Below are 19,794 nucleotides of genomic sequence, written 5' to 3'. Positions count from 1 at the left end.
ATACCTTGGCATAAATATATGCTTCCAGGGGTAGATTAATCAGAGAAAAATAGATATCCTGAAAATTTTCATCCAGGATGGTTCCATAATTTTCTTCTGTATTCATGTAAACAATTATGCCTGATCTTCCAATATTCATAATTAAATCCAAAATTTTCGCAATAATAGCAATAAAGTAGATTTAAAAATACACATAATTAATAGTAAGCACAACTTTATGCTCTATAATTTGGTTTTAAACTTATTTTAAAATTTAAATCACGAACTTAAGTCACTCATTATTAAAGCCGTTTAACTGAAAAGTTTGGAAAACGATGTATTGATCATCACTAACGTTTTCTGTTACATCGTTCCATTTCCATCTTTAACCAGCCAATCAGGCTATTATCTAACTTTTCTCTGGTTAAGCGCCATTTCCAGTTCCCGGAATTTCTGCCAGGAGTATTCATTCTTGCAGATTCATCCAGATTCAGGATATCCTGAACAGGTACAATTGCTATTGCCGCAACTGCGGAATATACTGCCCTCAAAATGGTTTGACAGATATTTTCTTCATTCTGGCTGAAGCCGAAATACATATCGAGTCTTTTTTTGGTGTTGTCATCAGCTTCCTCTTTAAACCAGCCTAAAAGGGTATTATTATCATGTGTACCGGTGTAAACCAGACAATTTGAAGAACTAAAATTATGCGGAATGTGTGTTGTGTTTATTAAATCACTTCCAAAGGCAAATTGCAGCACTTTCATCCCCGGTAATTTAAATCTTTCACGCAATTGTTCCACGTCACTGGTAATTTCACCCAGATCTTCAGCAATAAATGGTAACTGCCCTAATTCGCTTTCTATGACTTCAAAAAAGTCATTTCCAGGCCCATCTATCCACTTTCCGTTAATCGCCGTTTTTGCATCTGCATCAACTTCCCAGAAAGAAGAAAAAGCCCTGAAATGATCCAGTCGCAACAAGTCAAATAATTCCATATTTTTTTTAAGTCGGTTTACCCACCAGGTATACCGTTCTGCTTTCATAGCCTCCCAATTGAAAATCGGCATTCCCCAGAGCTGACCGTTTTCATTAAAATAATCGGGAGGAACCCCGGCGATTTTAAGAGGTTTCAGGTCCTTGCCCAGCTTAAAAAATGATGGCTGAGACCATACCTCTACCGAATCCAGGTCGAGGTAAAATGGAAGATCACCTACGATCTGAATACCATGCTGATTGGCGTAATCTTTCAGTTCATGCCATTGCTTAAAAAAAATAAACTGCTGCCATTTAATTTCCTCCACTTCATCGGCAAACTGTTCAATAAACTCTGCCAACGCATTGGGATCACTTGTTTTTAACTGTTCAGGCCAATGGTACCATTCCTGTTGCCTGTTATTGCCTTTAATGGTTACATATAAGGAAAAATCATGAAGCCAACTTTTTTCTGCGGTACAAAACGTTTCAAAAGACTTGTGCAGTTCAGAATGAGGTGACTCCCTGAAGTTATGATAAGCCAATTTCAGTAAATGATGTTTATGTTCTTCCACGCGGTCATAATCAACCTGATCAGCTGATTCGAGTACAGCATTTTTCAGATCAGCTTCTTTTAATAAACCATCTGACTGCAGTAAATCAGGACTGATCAGTAAAATATTACCGGCCATGGCAGAATTACTGGAATATGGGGAGTGGCCGTTTTCGGATTTTGTAGGGTTCACAGGCAAAATCTGCCAGTATTTTTGCCCGGATTCAGTCAGAAAATCAATAAAACTTCTGCTTTCTGGCCCTATATCGCCAATTCCATAATCAGACGGCAGGGAACTAATATGCATTAAAATACCTGCGGAACGGTCATTTTCTTTGGATTTAAGTTTGACTAATCCCACCGGCACTTCACTTAAAATCTGATTGATCAGGATGCCTTTATTCAATATATCTTTCACGCCGGATGCGCCTGTAATCAAATCATCCCATTCCACCGTTGCCCCTGCGGGAAGTATAATTTCTGTATCTGCCCAATCAAACTTATTGGCGGCTTTAGTATCCTTATTCGCCACTGCAGCTAAGCCTAATGGAACGGTAACCACTATCCATTCCTGCCGGTGATACCTGGCAAAGGAAACAACATTGTGCTTAAATTTCCCTAAAACCTGAAGCGGAATGTATTGACCATCTTCAAAAATTTGAGCATGATTTTTTCTGACGGTTGCCAGACGCTGGGTTAACCATAGTTTTATTTTCCCCGAATAACGTCCTTCCCATAACTCCTTCAAGGTTTGATCCTGTTGTTCAGACTGAAAACGGATTCTCTTATCATAATCTACGGGTCTGCGGTTATCAGGGTCTACCAGGCTTAAGTCCCACAATTCGGTGCCCTGATAAATATCCGGAATACCCGGGCAGGTAAATTTTAAAACCTGTTGCGATAAACTGTTGATGATACCAAAATCTGCAATTTTTTCAATAAATTGAGGAATGGCCTGATTGCCACTGTGCCCGGGTTTTATTAAAGCTGTTGCAAAATCTTTAACAGACTGCTCGTAATCTTCATCCGGCGATGCCCAACCTGATCGTTTTTTGGCTTCACGCAAGGCTTTTTCTATGTATTGGGCCAAACGGTTGTGAATATCATCCGTATCTTCACCTGGCATGGATAGCACACCTAAAATGGTTTGAATCACCAGGTACATATCATTATTATGCAACGCTTTAAAAGATTCATTTTCCGCCTTGAGCTGGCTGGTCGTTTTTAAAAGCGTTTCCACAACCTTGATCCAATCTTCCGGAAGATCCGTCAATACGTTTAACCTTGCCCTTACATCTTCACCCTTTTTAGTATCGTGAGTAGCACTTCCATTTAATGAAAGCGGCCATTGCTCCTGCCTATCTATCATTTTTGAATGAAAATCTTCGATAGAAATTCCAAATGCATGCGGTGCATCACCCACTTCAGTATGGCCAACGAAAAGATTATAGGTAAACATTACTGTATCTTCTACTCCTTTAGCCATTAGCGGACCGGTAAACTGCATACAACGTTGGTAGAACTGACTTATATTTTTAAGGTAAACTGCATCTCCCTGCAAAGGCTTTTCAATAAAAATTTTCGTCAAAAAAGCTCCTGCCGGTTTTAATTCATCCTGAATAATCACTCCAGAAATTAATTTCTTCAATTGATTTAAAGCGTCATTTTTTAAAGGAAACTGGTAATCATAATAGCGGTAAACCGGCATTTGAATCATCATTTCACCGATTCCTTTTTTAAGAATATCGGCACCAATCTCATTTTCATCCGTATCAGCAATCAGTTCCAGATTTTTAGCCAACTGATATAAATTATCAAGTTCGCCACTCATGTGCTCATATAAAATAGTTTCTTTCTTTTCATGAATAAGCACTTCCAGATCCTGTGATTTACCCGTTACTCGCTGATAGAGTTTATTAAAAGATTGCTGTGCAGCTTTATTAGTAAACAGGTTATTAGTGATGGCCAGAAAATCATAACCTGTATTTCCCTGCGTATTCCAGTCTGCCGGAAGTTTTTCTTCATATTCAAGAATTTTTTCAATGACAACATATACCTCATCGCCAATCGCTTTCCTTAACCTGTCCAGATACATTTTCGGATCGTATAACCCATCAACGTGGTCTATACGTAATCCCTGAAAAATACCCTCTTGTACAAATTTGAAAATATATTCATGATAGGTATCAAATACCGCTTTATCCTGAATATTCAGGCAGATTAAACTATTTACAGTAAAAAAACGCCTGTAATTGATTTTATGAAAAGTTTCCTGCCAGTTACATAGCCTGTAATGCTGTTGGTTGACGATTTCGAGTAATTCAGGTTTACGGCTATTAATTAATGAGCTATTTTTTCTTTGAAGATTTTGCTTCGTTGCTTCACTAACCGGCCAGTTGGTTCCTCCGTAACAAAGGTAATATTCCCCATTTTCAGCCGTTAGCTGCAGCGCACCATTGGCAATAGCATCATTTAAATCTTCCCCTAAAAACGGAACCATCAGTTTGGTTTCATGCGAAAAATCAATGTCAAAGAAAGAGGAATATGCAGATTTCTTTCCATTTTTCAATACGTCCATCAGCCAGGCATTACCGGTATGAAAAGCCATATGGTTAGGTACAATATCCTGCAGCCAGCCCATTCCCGCAGCTTTTAAATCAGCAGAAAGCTGGTATAATTCTGCTTCGGTTCCTATTTCGGGATTAATTTTATGAGGATTAATGGTATCATAACCGTGCATGCTTCCGGGGGAAGATTCAAAAATTGGTGAAGCATATATTGTATCTATCCCTAATTTTTTAAGATATGGAATGATGTTACGGAGCGATTGAAAAGTAAAATCCTGATTAAACTGGATTCGGTAGGTGCTGGAAGGTTTATACATTTTTACAATGAAAAATTAGGATCGATTCAGGTAATACGGTTATTTTTTCGGTAAATGAAACAGGTTCATCATCACTTGTGCCACCCCACATGACAGATGCGGAGTTAAAGATGTTCTGGTATTTCCGGGCGTGTTCTTCCAGAAGCAACACTTGTGCCTGGCTAGAAAAATTCATGAGGCATAAGATCCGCTCATCTTCGTGCCAGCGCTCCAGTATTAAACAGTTTTGTGCTGCACTGGCTTTTACCTTTAAATTTTTCCGATTTAAAACAGAAAGCGCCGGGTGATCTTTACGCAGACTAATTAATGCTTTATAATATTGCAACATATGATGGTGAGAAGGGCGATTGATTTTTTCCCAGTCTAACTTTGACTGAAGAAAAGTTTCGATATTTTGGGGATCAGGTGTTTCCTCATCATGGTGAAATGCGGCGAATTCAGATTTTCTTCCCTTTCTTACGGCTTCAATCAAATCATGATCGCTGTGGCTGGTAAAAAACTGGAAACGGTTGGTTTCGCCATATTCTTCACCCATAAAGATAAGAGGTAAAAAAGGACTACAACATACTGCTGCCGCCAGTATTTTTGACATTTCGAAACCCAGCAATTCACTGGTTCTTTCTCCAAGCATCCTGTTGCCGACCTGATCATGATTTTGTGAAAAAACAACAAATTGTCTTCCATCATTATAGGTTGCCCTGGCACCAAATTTCTTTTGCCGGTGTGGCGAATATTGCCCGTCATAGACATAGGCATCTTTATAAGCTTTTGCCAGGTGCTCAATACCATTAAATTCCTTATAATATCCCTTAGGCTCCTGCCCCGCTGTAACGCGCAGAGCATGGTGAAATTCATCAGCCCATTGGGCATCCATCCCATAGCCACCACGGTCAATCGTATTAATATATTTAGGATCATTTAAATCCAGTTCAACAATTAACTGATAAGATTTTCCGGTATAAGCAGAAAGTTGGTCCACATGTTGCCGTATTTCCTGCAGGATATGGGTTGTACTAAAATCCTTAATGGCATGCACGGCATCCAGGCGGAGGGCATCTACATGAAAATCCCGGAACCACATCAACACATTTTCGATGAAGTAATCCCTAACCGGATCACAATTTGCATCATCAAAGTTAATGGCCTGCCCCCATGGGGTTTGATATTTATCCGTAAAATAAGGTCCAAAATCATTAAAATAGTTCCCTTCAGGGCCCATATGATTATAAACTACATCTACAATTACCGCCAACCCATTTTCATGGCATGCATTAATAAGTTGACAAAGGGCTTCTGGCCCACCGTAAGAATTTTGGATGGCAAATGGAAAAACACCATCATAACCCCAGTTTCTATCACAGGAGAACTGAGCAACGGGCATCAGTTCAATAGCCGTAATCCCCAATTCTTTTAAATACCTGATTTTATTTTCAATAGCTTTAAAATCTCCGTTTTCTGTAAAGGTTCCGGTATGTAGTTCATAAATGATGAATTCTTCCAATGGTATTCCCTGCCACTGCTGATCCGTCCATTTAAATGCATTAAGCTTATAGGCCGTTGAATTTCCCTGTACCCCCTCTTTCTGCCACAATGAAGCCGGGTCTGCCCGCTGCAGGTATTTCATCCCATTAGAAGATGAAACGGCATCTTCCGACTGCAAAACTTCAAAGCCATATGCGTCATTTTCAATGATCTGGCTGGTTTCCAAAAACCAGTAGCCATAATCTTCTTTAATCAGGCTGATTTTTCTGCCATTTGTGAGCAATGAAACGCCGGTTGCATAAGGGGCCCAGAGGTAAATTTCGGCTGCACCGTTTTCATTAAAGTTTAAACCTATTTTTCTTTTGCGGATATCTATTTCCATATTTGTTTATACAGGTTTCACCTAATAATCGCTTTCGTTATTTTTTTACCATACCAAATTTGAACCGGGCCATATCCATTTATAAGATTTGCAGGTTGAAAAGCTTCTGTCATTATGCCATAGAACAAGAATCTGATACAATGGTTTTCCATTTGGACAACCAAACAAATATCTCGTCCTGAATGATTATTGATTCAGTGAGAAATGATCCACCGGCATCTCACGATGGTCAACCAAACTTATCATGGCAATGGTATCTTCACTAATCAGGGCGACGATATGTTGCTTTAAATCTTCAGCTAATTTTTGGGCATCAACTCCCTCCTTAACTTTAATTTCAATTTCTGCAGGTCCTTTTTTAAAAATGTTTTGTGCCTTGCTACCCAGGAAGCTTTTTACCTGGTTCATTAATTCTTCCATGTCTGAGGATTTATTAAAATAAAGTATTTATTGGTGTAAAAAGTTTTAATTAAATGCTGTATGGAATATTATGCAGCTTAGAAAAGTACTGTAAGGAAACCAAAATTCTATTGAGTATAAACCCCCGTATTTATACGCTATCTGCAAATGAACAGCGAAGCCCTAAAATACCTAAAACGCTTTAATCATATCATAGACCTATTTTTTGATCCGATTTTAAAATCAGACCAATAGTTGCAACCGCATCTTTTGGTATAACTATTGTTCGTTTGATTGCACATCCTTAACCTAAAACATCATGACACAATTCGAATTTAACAACATGGTTAACAGCCACTCTCTTTCGCTTAAAATGCATGCTTTAAATTTCACAAAAGACATCGAAGATGCTAACGATTTGGTTCAAGACACGATGTTGAAAGCCATCAGATTTTATCAGAATTTTCAGGAAGGCACCAATTTTAAAGGCTGGCTGTTTGTCATCATGAAAAACACATTTATTAACAATTACCGTAAATCTGCAAAAGCAAAAACCCTGATTACACAAGACGATGAAATATCATCAGCTAACCTGATGTATAGTTCTGAACGTAATGCAAGTGTGGGTAAGATGATTGTAGATGATATTCAGAAAGCATTGAATCATTTGCCGGAGGTTTACAGTGTTCCGTTTATTAAATATTTTGAAGGTTTTAAATACCACGAGATTGCAGATGAATTGCAGATTCCGCTTGGAACCGTAAAAACCAGAATCCATGTGGCGAGAGAAATGCTCAAAAAATATTTAAAAACCTACGCCAAGGAAGCTTATAAAGCATAACAACCTGCAAAAAGCCTCAGTTTATCAGCTGGGGCTTTTTTGTGTCCCTGATTTTCTGATGTTGATGCCAATTCAAAATCAACCGGTAAGCCTTGGCTTTGCACGCATTCTCAAGCTTATTTAACATTATGGTACGTGCAGAAGTATTTTGAATACACCCAGCGGGCATTTCTTGGGCACTGTTTAAGATTTATTTGCTTCCATAAGGTTGGTTAAACTTATCTTAAACAATTATTTCTTGCATAAAAAAGGGCAGCCTTTAAGAGACTGCCCTGAATATCTATAAATTTTATTTCTGCGATTGTTCCGGAGCTTTCCCAATCAAATCCATAAACTGATCAAGCTTAGGGGTGATGATAATTTGTGTTCTCCTGTTTTGTGCCTTTCCTGCTGGTGTATTATTATCGGCAACAGGGTTAAACTCTCCGCGACCTCCGGCCGTTAATCGTTTTGGATCTACCTGATATTTATTTTGTAATACCTGTACAACTGATGACGCCCTTAAAGCACTTAAGTCCCAGTTGTTACGAATATTCGGCTGTGTGATCGGCACATTATCGGTATTACCTTCAATCAGCACATCATAAGTACTGTAATCTTTAATGATTTTGGCAATTTTGCTTAGAGTTTCGCCAGCTTTATCAGAAACCTCATAGCTACCGGATTTATAAAGCATGTTATCAGCCAATGAAATATATACGACACCTTTTAAGACCTGAACATCCACATCACTAAGCTCTTCCCGGCTTAAAGAACGGGTCAGGTTATTGGTCAGCACCATATTAAGCGAGTCGCTTTTATTTTTAGCATTTACCAGTTGCTTAATATATTTATTGGAACTGTTAATTTCATCCACCAGTTTGGAAATGTTCACATTCCCCTGGTTACTGGAGTTTAAACATTTGTTTAAAGCATCCTGTAAGGCAGCAACATTCGATTTTTCTGAAGCAATTTGTTCTTCAAGGCTTTTCACCCTGCTGCTTGTACCTGAAAGCTCTCGCTGACTATCCTGGTATTTATTACTTAGCTCTTGATTTCTTTCTCTTAATTTAGAATAAGTATCCTGAAGTTCAGTATATTTCTTATTACTTACGCAACCGGAAATCATCACTCCAGCCAAGAGCATTATCGGGATTGATTTGTAAAATTTCATATTTTTATTTTTTTATTATTGATCAGCTTATCAATTAACAAATTCCTTGCCGTAATATTCAAAACCCTTCCTAAGCACTGTTAAAGGATGTTAATCAATCGTAAATTGGTTTGTTGAACAGAAAATCTATTGACAATTAATATAATCCCGATTGGTTATAGGAAATCATTTGCGCTTTCAAAAAGCGATCAATTGTTTTAAAACTGATAATAATTTATGGTAAACTTTAAACTTAATTCATTTATCCATGCTGCATTAACCTCAAGTAAATTAATGGTGAGGAGAGAATGGGAAGCTTATAAGTTAAATCTGTTTTGTTTTCACCATTATAAATTTTTATTTTGCAAAAAATTAACACAAAACATAACGCTCGCGAAAACGTTATCAAAAGCGATATAAAACAGTAAACATAATATTCTGAAAATGAACAAGCTTTTCGTCGGTGGCCTGGCAGACAACATACAGGAGATGGATCTGGCAATTTTTATTAGTTTGCATGGCAAAATTGATACCATAAAGGTTGTTCGGGATCGGGCTACCGGAAAGTGCAAGGGTTATGCCTTTATAGAAGTAGCAAGTTTAGATGATGCTAAAAACATTATTTCCATGCTAAATGGAGAAACATTTAAAGGTAATGTGATTACTGTTAAGTTATCTGAAGAAACTGCTCCCAAAAAACCTGCTCCAAAACCAAGGTCAAACGATGCATTCAAATCTAAAAGACCACGCGTTCAGCGCTAAAAATTTTCACTTTTCAACAATCACTTGTTCTGATAATCTCCTGTTATCAGAAATAAAATAACATACCTTATTTTTTATATTTAACGATTAAGTTATCGATTGATATGCAAACAAAAAGGATAGCATCAGCAGATACTATCCTTTTTGTTACGGTATTTCTAATGACTTAGCATTTTACCAGTAAACACTGTACAGTGCAACCAGCAAGCCAATAATAAGCAATGTTCCAACGGCAAAACTGGTACTGGTTTTAAACATTTTGACATCAATATCCAGTCCTTTAGGATTCACACCTTTTCTGTTTTCAAATAAACTAATAATGATCATACCAATGATACAGAATATAAATACAAAGCCCATCCTGTCAAGGAAAGGGATTTCATAGATTCCTGATGCATTTTTAACTGAAAAGCCTAAACCAGATAACCAGGAAAGGTCAGTTAAATTTGGCAAAGCCTTAAGCAATAATGACATACCGAAACCACCTATGGTTGCGAATAAAGCAGCATTTGAAGTGGTTCTTTTCCAGAAGAAGCCCAGCATAAACATGGCAAAAATACCTGGTGACACGAAGCCGGTATATTCCTGAATATATTGGAAACCACCTTTTTTATCAATTCCCAGATGAGGAGCAATTAATACACCCAATATCATGGCTACAATAATGGAAATCTTCCCTGTCAATACCAGATTCTTTTCTGTTGCTTCGGGATTAATTACTTTTTTGTAAATATCCAGGGTAAAAATAGTGGCAATACTGTTCGCTTTACCCGCTAAGGAAGCTACAACGGCTGCTGTTAATGCTGCAAAAGACAACCCTTTCAAACCGGCAGGCAGTAAGTTCAGCAATACCGGATAAGCACGATCGGGATTGACAGACCCATTTTGCAACATCTCTGTCTGGAAGGCCCCATCCTTATAAAGTACATATGCCGCAATACCCGGAAGCACCACAATAATCGGCATCAACAATTTCAGGAAGGCGGCAAATAATAAACCACCTCTTGCGGTATTTAAATCGGCACCCAAAGCACGTTGAGTGATGTACTGATTGCAACCCCAATAATTTAAGTTTACAATCCACATCCCCCCTATCAGCACGCTTAAACCTGGTAAATCGATATAATTTTCGTTCTCAGGCTTAAGAATCATATGAAAGTGTTCTGATGCTTTGGTACTCATAAGGTGGTAACCTTCAAAAATACCCGTTGTTCCGTAATGGGTAGATACCAGATTAAGCGCCAGGTAAGTGGTTGCCAAACCACCTAAAATCAGGAAGAACACCTGGATCACATCGGTATATCCAATTACCTTCATACCACCTAACGTAATGATGATGGCAAAGGCTGCAATGGCATACATACACAATTCGAGGTTGAACCCTGAAATACTGCTCACCGCCAGTGCACCTAAATAGAGGATAGAAGTTAAGTTAACCACTACATATAAGAGCAACCAAAAAACAGCCATAATCATCGCAACAGTGCCGTTATAGCGCTGGTGCAGGAACTGTGGCATGGTGGCAATTTTGTTTTTCAGGTAAACCGGAATAAAGAAAACGGCAACTACAATCAGGGTTAAACTCCCCATCCATTCGTAAGTGGCAATGGCCAATCCCATTTTAAATCCTGATCCACTCATCCCGATAAACTGCTCGGCTGAGATATTCGAAGCAATTAGAGAAGCACCAATTGCCCACCAGGTAAGTGAGCCTTCTGCTAGAAAGTAATCTTTTGAGCCCGTTGATTCGGATTTCTTTTTATTGTAAATGTAAAGGCCATAGGCTGCCACAATTACAAAATACACCGCGAATACGATGTAATCTTTTGCATCCAGAATATTATTTTTCATTCATTTATTTGTTTAGGTTTATTCAACTGGCCCAGATGGCATATCAAATTCTGATTATTTTTTATTTCCATATTTTTAAAAAGCTCAGCTTAGGCGCTGATTAGCGTTGATCCATCTGCTGTTTCCACCACGTATGCATCCAGTGACAAACCAAACTCTTTTTCATAAAGTGCACTTACTTCTGAAATCAATGCATCTATTTCTTCATTTTTTACAATATTGATGGTACAGCCCCCAAAACCGCCACCCATCATCCTGGCACCAAGAACATGATTTAAATCTTTCACATAATTAACCAGAAAATCAAGTTCCTTACAACTCACTTCATATTCCTGACTTAGGCCTTCATGCGTTTCGAGCATGAGTTTGCCCAATGCAACTAAATTACCCTGTTTAAGTGCTTCTGCTGCTTTTTGAATCCTGCCGATTTCTTCTACTACATATTTACATTTCTGGTAAACCTCCGCATCATTTGGCTTTACAAATGTTTCCAGCATTTTTAAATCGGCATCCCTTAAACTGCTTACCTCCGGATGGTGTGCACTAATCCAGGCTACACCTTGTTCACACTGTGCTCTTCTTTGGTTATAGGCAGAATCAGAAAGCGAATGTTTAACATTAGTATTGAGTAAAACAAGCTTGTGGCCTTCCAACGCCAAAGGAATATATTCATATTCCATGCTTCTGCAATCCAGTAAAACAGCATGATCCTGCTTACCAAAAACTGAAGCAAACTGATCCATAATCCCACAGTTTACACCCGCAAATACGTGTTCCGCTTTTTGTGAAATTAAAGCCAGATCCATTTGTGAAATGCCCAGTTCATTCATATGGTCCAGTGCAAAAGCCGTTGCACATTCCAATGCGGCAGAAGAGGAAAGCCCCGCACCTAGCGGAACGTTTCCATCCAAATAAAGGTTGAAGCCACCAATTTTATAACCCCGGTTAACCAATTGATCGGCTACGCCCAATACATAATTCGCCCAGCTGAGATCAGATTTCTTTATGGCTGAAACGGAAGAAGTATAAGATGCCTGATAACTTTCAGAATATAAGTGAATTTCCTCATCATCTCTTTTTGATACCGCAACATATATGGCCTTATTAATGGCCGCCGGCATAACAAAGCCACCATTATAATCGGTATGCTCTCCTATAATATTTATTCTTCCAGGAGATTTTACCAGGATGGGTTCGGTTTGGTAAATCTCTTTGAATGCATTTTTTAAACGTTCAATATCCATTCGCTCTTAATGATGTGATTTGGTTAGTTTTAATTTATAATGTTCTGTAGACAATTCTTTTAATCGATTTGCAGCAAATTCTGGTGTGATGTCGCGCTGTGGATTGGCCAGCATTTCATAACCCACCATAAATTTCTTCACGGTAGCCGATCGCAATAATGGGGGATAAAAATGCATATGCCAGTGCCATTCCGGATGATCTCCACTATTTACAGGTGCCTGGTGCATTCCTGCAGAATAAGGAAACGAAGTTTCAAAAAGGTTATCATATTTACTGGTAAGCACTTTTATCGCATCTGCCAATGCTGCTTTTTCTGTAGGGTTAAAATATTTGATACTACTCACCTGCCGCTTACTGATGATCATCGTTTCATAAGGCCATACTGCCCAGAATGGAACCAGCACTACGAAATGATTATTTTCGTAAACAATTCTTTCATCCTTTTTTAATTCAATTTTAAGGTAGGCCGACAATAAACTTTCCCGATGAACAGCATAGTAATTTTTCTGCCGTTCAGTTTCTTTCACGATTTCCATCGGCACTTCGCTTTGCGACCAAATTTGTCCATGTGGATGTGGATTGCTGCAACCCATAATTTCGCCCTTATTTTCGAAAATCTGAATATACTTGATCCATTCATTTTCAGAAAGGCTGTTAAATTCCTGCTGCCATAAGTCCACAACTGCAGTGATTTCATTCACGCTTAGTTCTGGCAGGGTTAAATGATGTTTCGGACTAAAACTAATCACTTTACAGATGCCACGCTCATTTTGTGCTACCAATAAGCCATCATCATTTAAGCCAGCAACAGGTGTATCTTCCAGCAAGGCTGAAAAATCATTTTTAAAAACAAAGCTTTCCCTATAATCCGGATTAACATCGCCATCTGCACGATCGTTTCCCGGGCAGAGGTAACATTTCGGATCATATTCCGGACGGTTATTGGCCGCTATATCTTCAACCTTACCCTGCCATGGCCGCTTGGTGCGATGTGGTGATACCAAAACCCATTCTCCGGTGAGAATATTAAGCCTTCTGTGTGGATTTGAATCAAGATCAAATGTTGTACTCATGTATTTATTGATTAGAATGTTGGGCTACAAATGGAATTTGAATTCGGCTAAAGTATAAATAAATTATTATTTGTCAAAATGACATTTAATAAATTGCTGATATTTTCTATTTTCGTAAAATTTTGAAGATATTCAGGCACATTTAAATTAATTTCAGCATGATAGAATATTCAGGCCAACCGCATTATCTGGTGGCTGTAGATTGCATTGTTTTTGGTTTTGACGGAGAACACCTTAAATTATTGCTGGTGAAGCGTGGCCTGGAACCTGAAATTAACAAATGGAGTTTAATTGGTGGATTTGTGGGTGCCAATGAAAGTCCGGATGATGCAGCCAATAGGGTATTGAAAAAAAATACCGGACTGGAAGGAATTTACCTGGAACAGTTGCAAATTTACGGGGAACCTCATCGCGATCCAATTGAACGCACATTATCTGTAGGCTATTTTGCCTTAATTGATATTCATAAATATGAAGCGCAATTAAGCGATGAATATCACGCGGAATGGTTTCTCGTTAATGAAAGTCCCAAGTTAATTTTCGACCATGCTCAAATGGTGGCTGATGCACGGAAAAAACTACGTTACAAGGCTGCCCTCCACCCGATTTTATTCGAAATGTTGCCTAAAAAGTTTACCATTCCTCAGTTGCAGATGCTTTTTGAAGAGGTGAACGATACTAAAATAGATACCCGGAATTTTAGCAGAAAAATCAGTTCTACAGGTTTACTGATCAAACTTGAAGAAAAAGACAAATCAGGTTCAAAGAAAGGTGCTTTTTATTTTAAACTGGATAAGAAAAAATACAAGGCCAACTTTCAGGCTTTTTTAAACCTGATCCCTAATCTAAAATTATAGTGTCAGAAATGGAATAACTTTTAGTGCTACTGATAAAATGTAAAGCACATCGTGAATATAATCAAACTCAAAAACTTAGTTTAATTGATATATTAGCACCATGCAAAAGGAACTGACTGATGAGAACTTGATACTGGCAAAAATTGCCATTGGAGATCAGCAGGCTTTTGGCATTCTTTTTAATTTTTACCGCAACAAAGTGTACGGCTACGCACTAGCCATTCTTCAGGAAGATGCCGCAGCGGAGGAAATTGTTCAGGATGTTTTTATTAAGCTTTGGGTGAAGAGAACTCATTTAGTCCAGATTGAAAATTTTGGGGGATTTCTACGTACAACCGCAAGAAATGAAACGTTAAATGCATTAAAAAAAGCTACGGTAGAACAAAGGAATATCCTGAAGGCCCATCAGGAAACATCTGATGTAGATTTGGCTACAGAAAATGAGATCCAATTTAAGGAAACAAAGAAGTTATTGGAAACTGCCATTGAAAAACTTCCGCCACAGCAAAAATTAGTTTATCAACTTTGCCATATTGAAGGTTTAAAACAGGCTGATGTAGCTAATAAACTTAACCTATCTCCATTAACGGTAAAAACTCACCTGAGAGATGCTGTAAAATCAATTAAAAACTTCCTGACGACACAAGATCAAATAAAAGTTATTCCACTTTTATTATTTTTTGTAAAATAATCTCTCATCTAACTACCTCCTTTCCATTTTTGTATTGTCATTGTTTAAAAAGGGACAGATACATCTTCATTTCTACCTTAAGCCATCAAACTAAACAAAATGCAAGCGGATAGAGCCACCTATTTATTTGATCAGTATGTGAACAGAACATGCTCTCCTGCAGAATTGCAAGAGTTTATGACCCTTATAAAAAATGCGGATGATACAGCAGTGCTCGATCTGGTAATGGATAATTTTTGGAATAAAAGTCCTGAAGCAGTGTTGAATGCAGGCAAAGCAGAACAGATTATAAAACAAGTGATCTCCACTGATTCAAAATTTATAAAGAAAAAGCCGGACCTATCCAGGCAATGGCTGGGATGGGCAGCTGCTTTTTTTATCATTTGTTTTGCCGCGATATTATTTAAAGATCAAAACAAAATGCCACAGTGGATGGCGCAAACAGCAAACCGTCCAAAACAGGCTACGCAATCCATTACCTCATTAACGGTTAAAACAGAAAATGAGCACCAAAAGGTAAATTTACCTGATGGAAGCACAGTGATTCTGAATAATAACAGTTCAATCACTTATCCAAAAGTTTTTGGTGCTGAAAGGATGGTGACTTTGGTAGGTGAAGGTTATTTTGATATCAGGCATGACGCTAAAAAAAGTTTTACGGTACGTGCAGGCAAACTGAGCACCAAAGTTTTAGGAACGGCATTTAACATTAAAGCATATACCGGCAACCATAATATCGAAGTTACTGTTACCAGAGGAAAAGTAAGCGTATTGGATAGCCAGTCAGTTTTAGGTATTCTTGTTCCGAACCAGCAGATTATTTTTAATCAGAAAAATAAACGCATCAATTTTGTTAATGTACTGGCTAAAAACGCAATACAATGGCAGGAAAGCGATATTTTCTTCGATGATATTTCACTAGAGGAGGCAGCAAAAATTTTATCAAAAAGATTTAATACACCCATTACATTTGCAAATGAACTTCCAAAAAAATGCAGGTTTACGGCAACCTTTTTAAAGGGAGAATCATTAGAGGAGATTCTTAAAATCATCTGTTCCTACAATAATGCACAATACCAAACCAGCGCCGGCGGCATAACCATCAATGGCGTAGGATGTGAACCATAAATAAACCCAAAATCAACTAAACCAAACCACATGAAAAAAATTTACCAGCTGCGCATTTGAATGAATAAAAAAAACTCCTTGTCGCTAAACAAGGAGCCGGTGTAGATATAGCGCTAACTATATCTATGCGTTTAAACAATTTTCTAGGATTCATTTAAAACACTTAAAATTATGTATTTTTCTGCACAATCGGCAGAGGGTAGGAAGAAATATGTTTTCTTCTCTTCATCATCCCAAACACGATATCTAATTCGTCAGCTTATGCGCACCAGCCTCCTCATTGCTATCATATTAACGGCTTCTATCCAATGCCTGTTCGCTACTGATCTTATTGCTCAATCGGCACAGCAAGTAAAGATTTCTATACACATCGATCAGGAAAACCTGGTTTCAGCGATCAAAAAAATTGAAGCAAACAGTCAGTTTCGATTTTTATACCGCATCAATGAATTGAAAAATCTCCAGCCAGTGAGTATTCCGGAAGGAGAAAAATCAGTAACGGAGATCCTGGATTTACTTTTAAAGGGAACCGGACTCACCTATCAGCAGGTTGACAATAAAATTCTGATTACCAAAACAGCTAAATTAGCCCCAAATGAAGTGGTTAATGACACCCACTTAACGGGAATGATTACTGATGAGAACGGAAACCCGCTTCCGGGCGTATCTATTAGAATTAAAGGAGATAAAATGTTCAGCACGGCTACTGATCAAAACGGACATTTTAGTGTTACCGTACCTGATGGAAAAAGCATCACATTGATACTAAGCTATGTGGGTTATGTAACCCGGGAAGTTTTAGTCAATGAAAATACACTTTTAAAAGTTTCCTTAACGCCAGAATCGGGAAGCCTGAATGAAGTACAGGTTATTGGCTATGGCACCACCACCAGAAAATTAAATACGGGCGCTGTTGCATCTATATCTGCTGATGAAATTCAGAAACAACCTGTCGGAAATCCATTGGCTGCACTGTCAGGTAGAATGTCAGGAGTGCTCATCGCACAAAATAATGGGGTACCAGGTAGTACCGTTCAGGTGCAGATTCGCGGACAAAGTTCTCTTACTTCAGGTGGAATTCCACTTTATGTAATTGATGGTGTACCTTTTACTAATTTCAATGGCGGACAACCGGCAACAGATAACCTCAATTCATTCGGAACGTCAGGCGCTAGTGGTGGCATCAGTCCTTTTGGTATGATCAATCCATCTGATATTGAAAGAATAGACATTTTAAAAGATGCTGATGCAACTGCCATTTATGGATCAAGGGGGGCTAACGGGGTGGTTTTAATTACTACGAAGCAGGGAAAATCAGGAAAAGTTAAAGTTGGCGTGAACTTAATGTCAGGTTTTACAGAAGTGAGCCGCTTTATTCCAATCTTGGATCTTCAGGAATATTTAACTTTAAGAAGAGAGGCTTTTCAGAATGATAATGTTATACCCAATACTACCAATGCACCTGATCTAACCGTTTGGGATCAAAACAATGGTACTGATTTTCAAAAATTATTAATTGGAAATCGCGGTCATTTGAATCAGGTTGATGCCTCATTATCTGGTGGCAATGATCAAACGAGATTCTTTTTCAACTCTGCTTACCGTAAAGAAACTGGTGTATTTTTAGGTGATAATGGCAATAAAAGATTTTCTTCGAGATTAAATCTTGACCATGTTTCGCAAAACAAAAAATTTGGTGCATCATTCTCGGTAAGCTACACTAATGATAATACAAACCTGCCAGCATCTGATGTGTCGTCGGCCTACAACTTACCACCAAACCTGCCACTTTATGATGCCAATGGTAAATTATTTTGGGCAAACGGTTTTACTAATCCATTGGCTACGCTACAAAAAAAATATACAGGCGTTACCAATAACTTAATTGCGAATTCAACGATCAGATATACCATTTTACCTGGCTTAACGGCAAAATCAAACTTCGGTTATACAACGACCAGAATTGAACAGGTTAATACTGATCCGGCATCTTCACAAAACCCTTCCAGGAACATTGTCAGCTCGGCAACTTTTGCAAATACGACAGCTCAGAACTGGAGTATTGAACCTACTCTCGATTACTCCAAAAATATTGGTCAAGGTAAATTTACTGCTTTGGTGGGTACCAGCTTTCAGCAGAACACTTCTAACGGCACACAAATTTTAGGAAACAATTACAGTGTGGAAGAACTGTTAGGTACACTCAGTGCTGCCGGAACAGTTACCGTTCTCTACAACAACATTGTGAAGTACAAGTATAATGCTGTGTTTGCAAAATTAAATTATAACTGGAAAGAAAAATACCTGATCAATGCCACATTCAGACGTGATGGATCTTCAAGGTTTGGACCAGAAAACCGGTTCGGTAATTTTGGTGCAGTTGGCGCAGCCTGGGTATTCTCTAATGAGGATTTTATAAAAGAAAATTTATCTTTTTTAAGTTTTGGTAAATTAAGAACCAGTTTTGGTACCACTGGTAATGACCAAATTCCAAATTATCTTTATTTGTCATTATATAACCCCGCCACACCTTATTTAGGTAGTGCCGCACTAATACCTAGTGGCCTTCCCAATCAAACTATTAGATGGGAAACAACCAAAAAGATAGATCTGGCAATTGACTTAGGTTTTTTAAAAGACCGCATTTCATTTTCAGCAAATTATTATAGAAACCGATCATCAGATCAAATTACATCAAGTGCTGTGGCTTCACAGAGCGGCTATAACTCTTACACGCAAAATCTTCTGGCTGTTATTCAAAATCAAGGTTTAGAATTAGAATTGAATACGACCAATCTGGTTTCTAAAGATTTTTCATGGAAGTCTTCACTGAACGTAACCTTTAATAATAATAAACTACTTGAATTTCCTAATCTTGAAAAGTCATTTTCAGCTTCTAGTTACGTTGTTGGAGAACCTCTTAACCTGTTTCGCCCCTACCATTTTTTAGGGGTAAATCCAGCTACAGGTGCAGCAACTTATGAAGACAGAGATGGAAATGGTGTAATCAATCAAAATGACAGATATATAGCTGATCTTGGAACACCATTCTTTGGCGGATTTAATAATACTTTTACGTATAAAGGTTTTGAATTGGGTATCTTTTTCCAGTTTAACCATAGATTCGGAGTAACCCAAATTTTAGACACCCGGCCGGGTGCATTGGTCAATCAAAATGACTATTGGTTAGGCAGATGGACACCGACCAATACATCATCCAATATCCCTGGAGCCTCTGCTACTGCTGGCACCACTATAGCAAATTCCTATAACCTTTATACCCAATCAGATGCGGTTTATGGCGATGCTTCTTATCTAAAATTAAGATCTGTAAACTTATCCTATACCCTACCGCAAGAATGGCTTAAGCAAGTGAAGATTTCAAACGCAAGCATTTATGTTCAGGGTCAGAATTTATATACCTGGGCCAAAAACAAATACACCTTAGATACAGAAACTACCGTTCAAGGTGGACCTTCAGGTCTGGGTACAGGAACCATTGGCCAGGTATTGCCACCTTTAAGAACAATTGTATTTGGTATTAATTGCTCATTTTAATT

General features: G+C 38.2%; 13 protein-coding genes. 6 read left to right on the top strand and 7 right to left on the bottom strand.

Features of this window, described 5'->3' with window-relative positions:
- Positions 1-329: 329 nt before the first annotated feature.
- From treY to CBW18_RS16225, 3 genes are all read right to left on the bottom strand, one after another.
- The gene (gene treY / locus CBW18_RS16235) at positions 330-4,391 is read right to left on the bottom strand and encodes a malto-oligosyltrehalose synthase (protein WP_088302371.1); all 4,062 of its coding nucleotides are present in this window, start codon (positions 4,389-4,391) and stop codon (positions 330-332) included.
- Positions 4,384-6,255, bottom strand: a complete 1,872-nt coding sequence (treZ, locus tag CBW18_RS16230; protein WP_088302370.1) for a malto-oligosyltrehalose trehalohydrolase — start codon at positions 6,253-6,255, stop codon at positions 4,384-4,386. The genes treY and treZ overlap by 8 nt, the downstream gene beginning before the upstream one ends.
- A gap of 186 nt (positions 6,256-6,441) precedes the next feature.
- On the bottom strand, positions 6,442-6,675 hold the full coding sequence (locus tag CBW18_RS16225) for a hypothetical protein (RefSeq protein ID WP_088302369.1): 234 nt from the start codon (positions 6,673-6,675) through the stop codon (positions 6,442-6,444).
- A gap of 298 nt (positions 6,676-6,973) precedes the next feature.
- Between CBW18_RS16225 and CBW18_RS16220 the strand changes: the two genes are divergently transcribed.
- Positions 6,974-7,495, top strand: a complete 522-nt coding sequence (locus CBW18_RS16220; protein ID WP_088302368.1) for an RNA polymerase sigma factor — start codon at positions 6,974-6,976, stop codon at positions 7,493-7,495.
- A gap of 289 nt (positions 7,496-7,784) precedes the next feature.
- Here CBW18_RS16220 and CBW18_RS16215 read toward each other — a convergent pair whose 3' ends face one another.
- Positions 7,785-8,648 carry a flagellar motor protein MotB gene (locus CBW18_RS16215; protein ID WP_088302367.1) on the bottom strand — a complete coding sequence of 288 codons (864 nt, stop codon included), beginning with the start codon at positions 8,646-8,648 and terminating at the stop codon, positions 7,785-7,787.
- A 423-nt stretch (positions 8,649-9,071) separates the two neighbouring features.
- Between CBW18_RS16215 and CBW18_RS16210 the strand changes: the two genes are divergently transcribed.
- Positions 9,072-9,389 (top strand): RNA-binding protein, encoded by a 318-nt coding sequence (locus CBW18_RS16210; RefSeq protein WP_088302366.1) that lies wholly within the window; start codon positions 9,072-9,074, stop codon positions 9,387-9,389.
- Positions 9,390-9,563: 174 nt separating this feature from the next.
- On the opposite strand, the gene CBW18_RS16205 is transcribed toward CBW18_RS16210, so the two are convergent.
- The 3 genes from CBW18_RS16205 to CBW18_RS16195 form a co-directional block, all read right to left on the bottom strand.
- Complete coding sequence (locus CBW18_RS16205) at positions 9,564-11,240, bottom strand: sodium/solute symporter (protein ID WP_088302365.1); 1,677 nt, start codon at positions 11,238-11,240, stop codon at positions 9,564-9,566.
- A gap of 89 nt (positions 11,241-11,329) precedes the next feature.
- Positions 11,330-12,484, bottom strand: a complete 1,155-nt coding sequence (locus CBW18_RS16200) for a galactokinase (RefSeq protein WP_088302364.1) — start codon at positions 12,482-12,484, stop codon at positions 11,330-11,332.
- Positions 12,485-12,490: 6 nt separating this feature from the next.
- Positions 12,491-13,558 (bottom strand): UDP-glucose--hexose-1-phosphate uridylyltransferase, encoded by a 1,068-nt coding sequence (locus tag CBW18_RS16195; RefSeq protein ID WP_088302363.1) that lies wholly within the window; start codon positions 13,556-13,558, stop codon positions 12,491-12,493.
- A 158-nt stretch (positions 13,559-13,716) separates the two neighbouring features.
- Between CBW18_RS16195 and CBW18_RS16190 the strand changes: the two genes are divergently transcribed.
- The 4 genes from CBW18_RS16190 (at position 13,717) to CBW18_RS16175 (ending at position 19,792) form a co-directional block, all read left to right on the top strand.
- Positions 13,717-14,415, top strand: coding sequence for an NUDIX domain-containing protein (locus tag CBW18_RS16190; RefSeq protein WP_088302362.1), 699 nt, complete (start codon positions 13,717-13,719; stop codon positions 14,413-14,415).
- Positions 14,416-14,515: 100 nt separating this feature from the next.
- Positions 14,516-15,106, top strand: a complete 591-nt coding sequence (locus tag CBW18_RS16185; protein WP_088302361.1) for an RNA polymerase sigma factor — start codon at positions 14,516-14,518, stop codon at positions 15,104-15,106.
- Positions 15,107-15,205: 99 nt separating this feature from the next.
- Positions 15,206-16,234: a FecR family protein gene (locus tag CBW18_RS16180; RefSeq protein ID WP_088302360.1), complete on the top strand. Its 1,029-nt coding sequence runs from the start codon at positions 15,206-15,208 to the stop codon at positions 16,232-16,234.
- A 171-nt stretch (positions 16,235-16,405) separates the two neighbouring features.
- Positions 16,406-19,792, top strand: coding sequence for a TonB-dependent receptor (locus CBW18_RS16175; protein ID WP_088302359.1), 3,387 nt, complete (start codon positions 16,406-16,408; stop codon positions 19,790-19,792).
- Positions 19,793-19,794: the final 2 nt, after the last annotated feature.

The sequence above is a fragment of the Pedobacter sp. AJM genome (assembly GCF_002197755.1).
Lineage (GTDB): Bacteria > Bacteroidota > Bacteroidia > Sphingobacteriales > Sphingobacteriaceae > Pedobacter.
The sequence above is the reverse complement of the archived record's forward strand: the minus strand, read 5'-3'. Positions and strand labels throughout refer to the sequence as shown.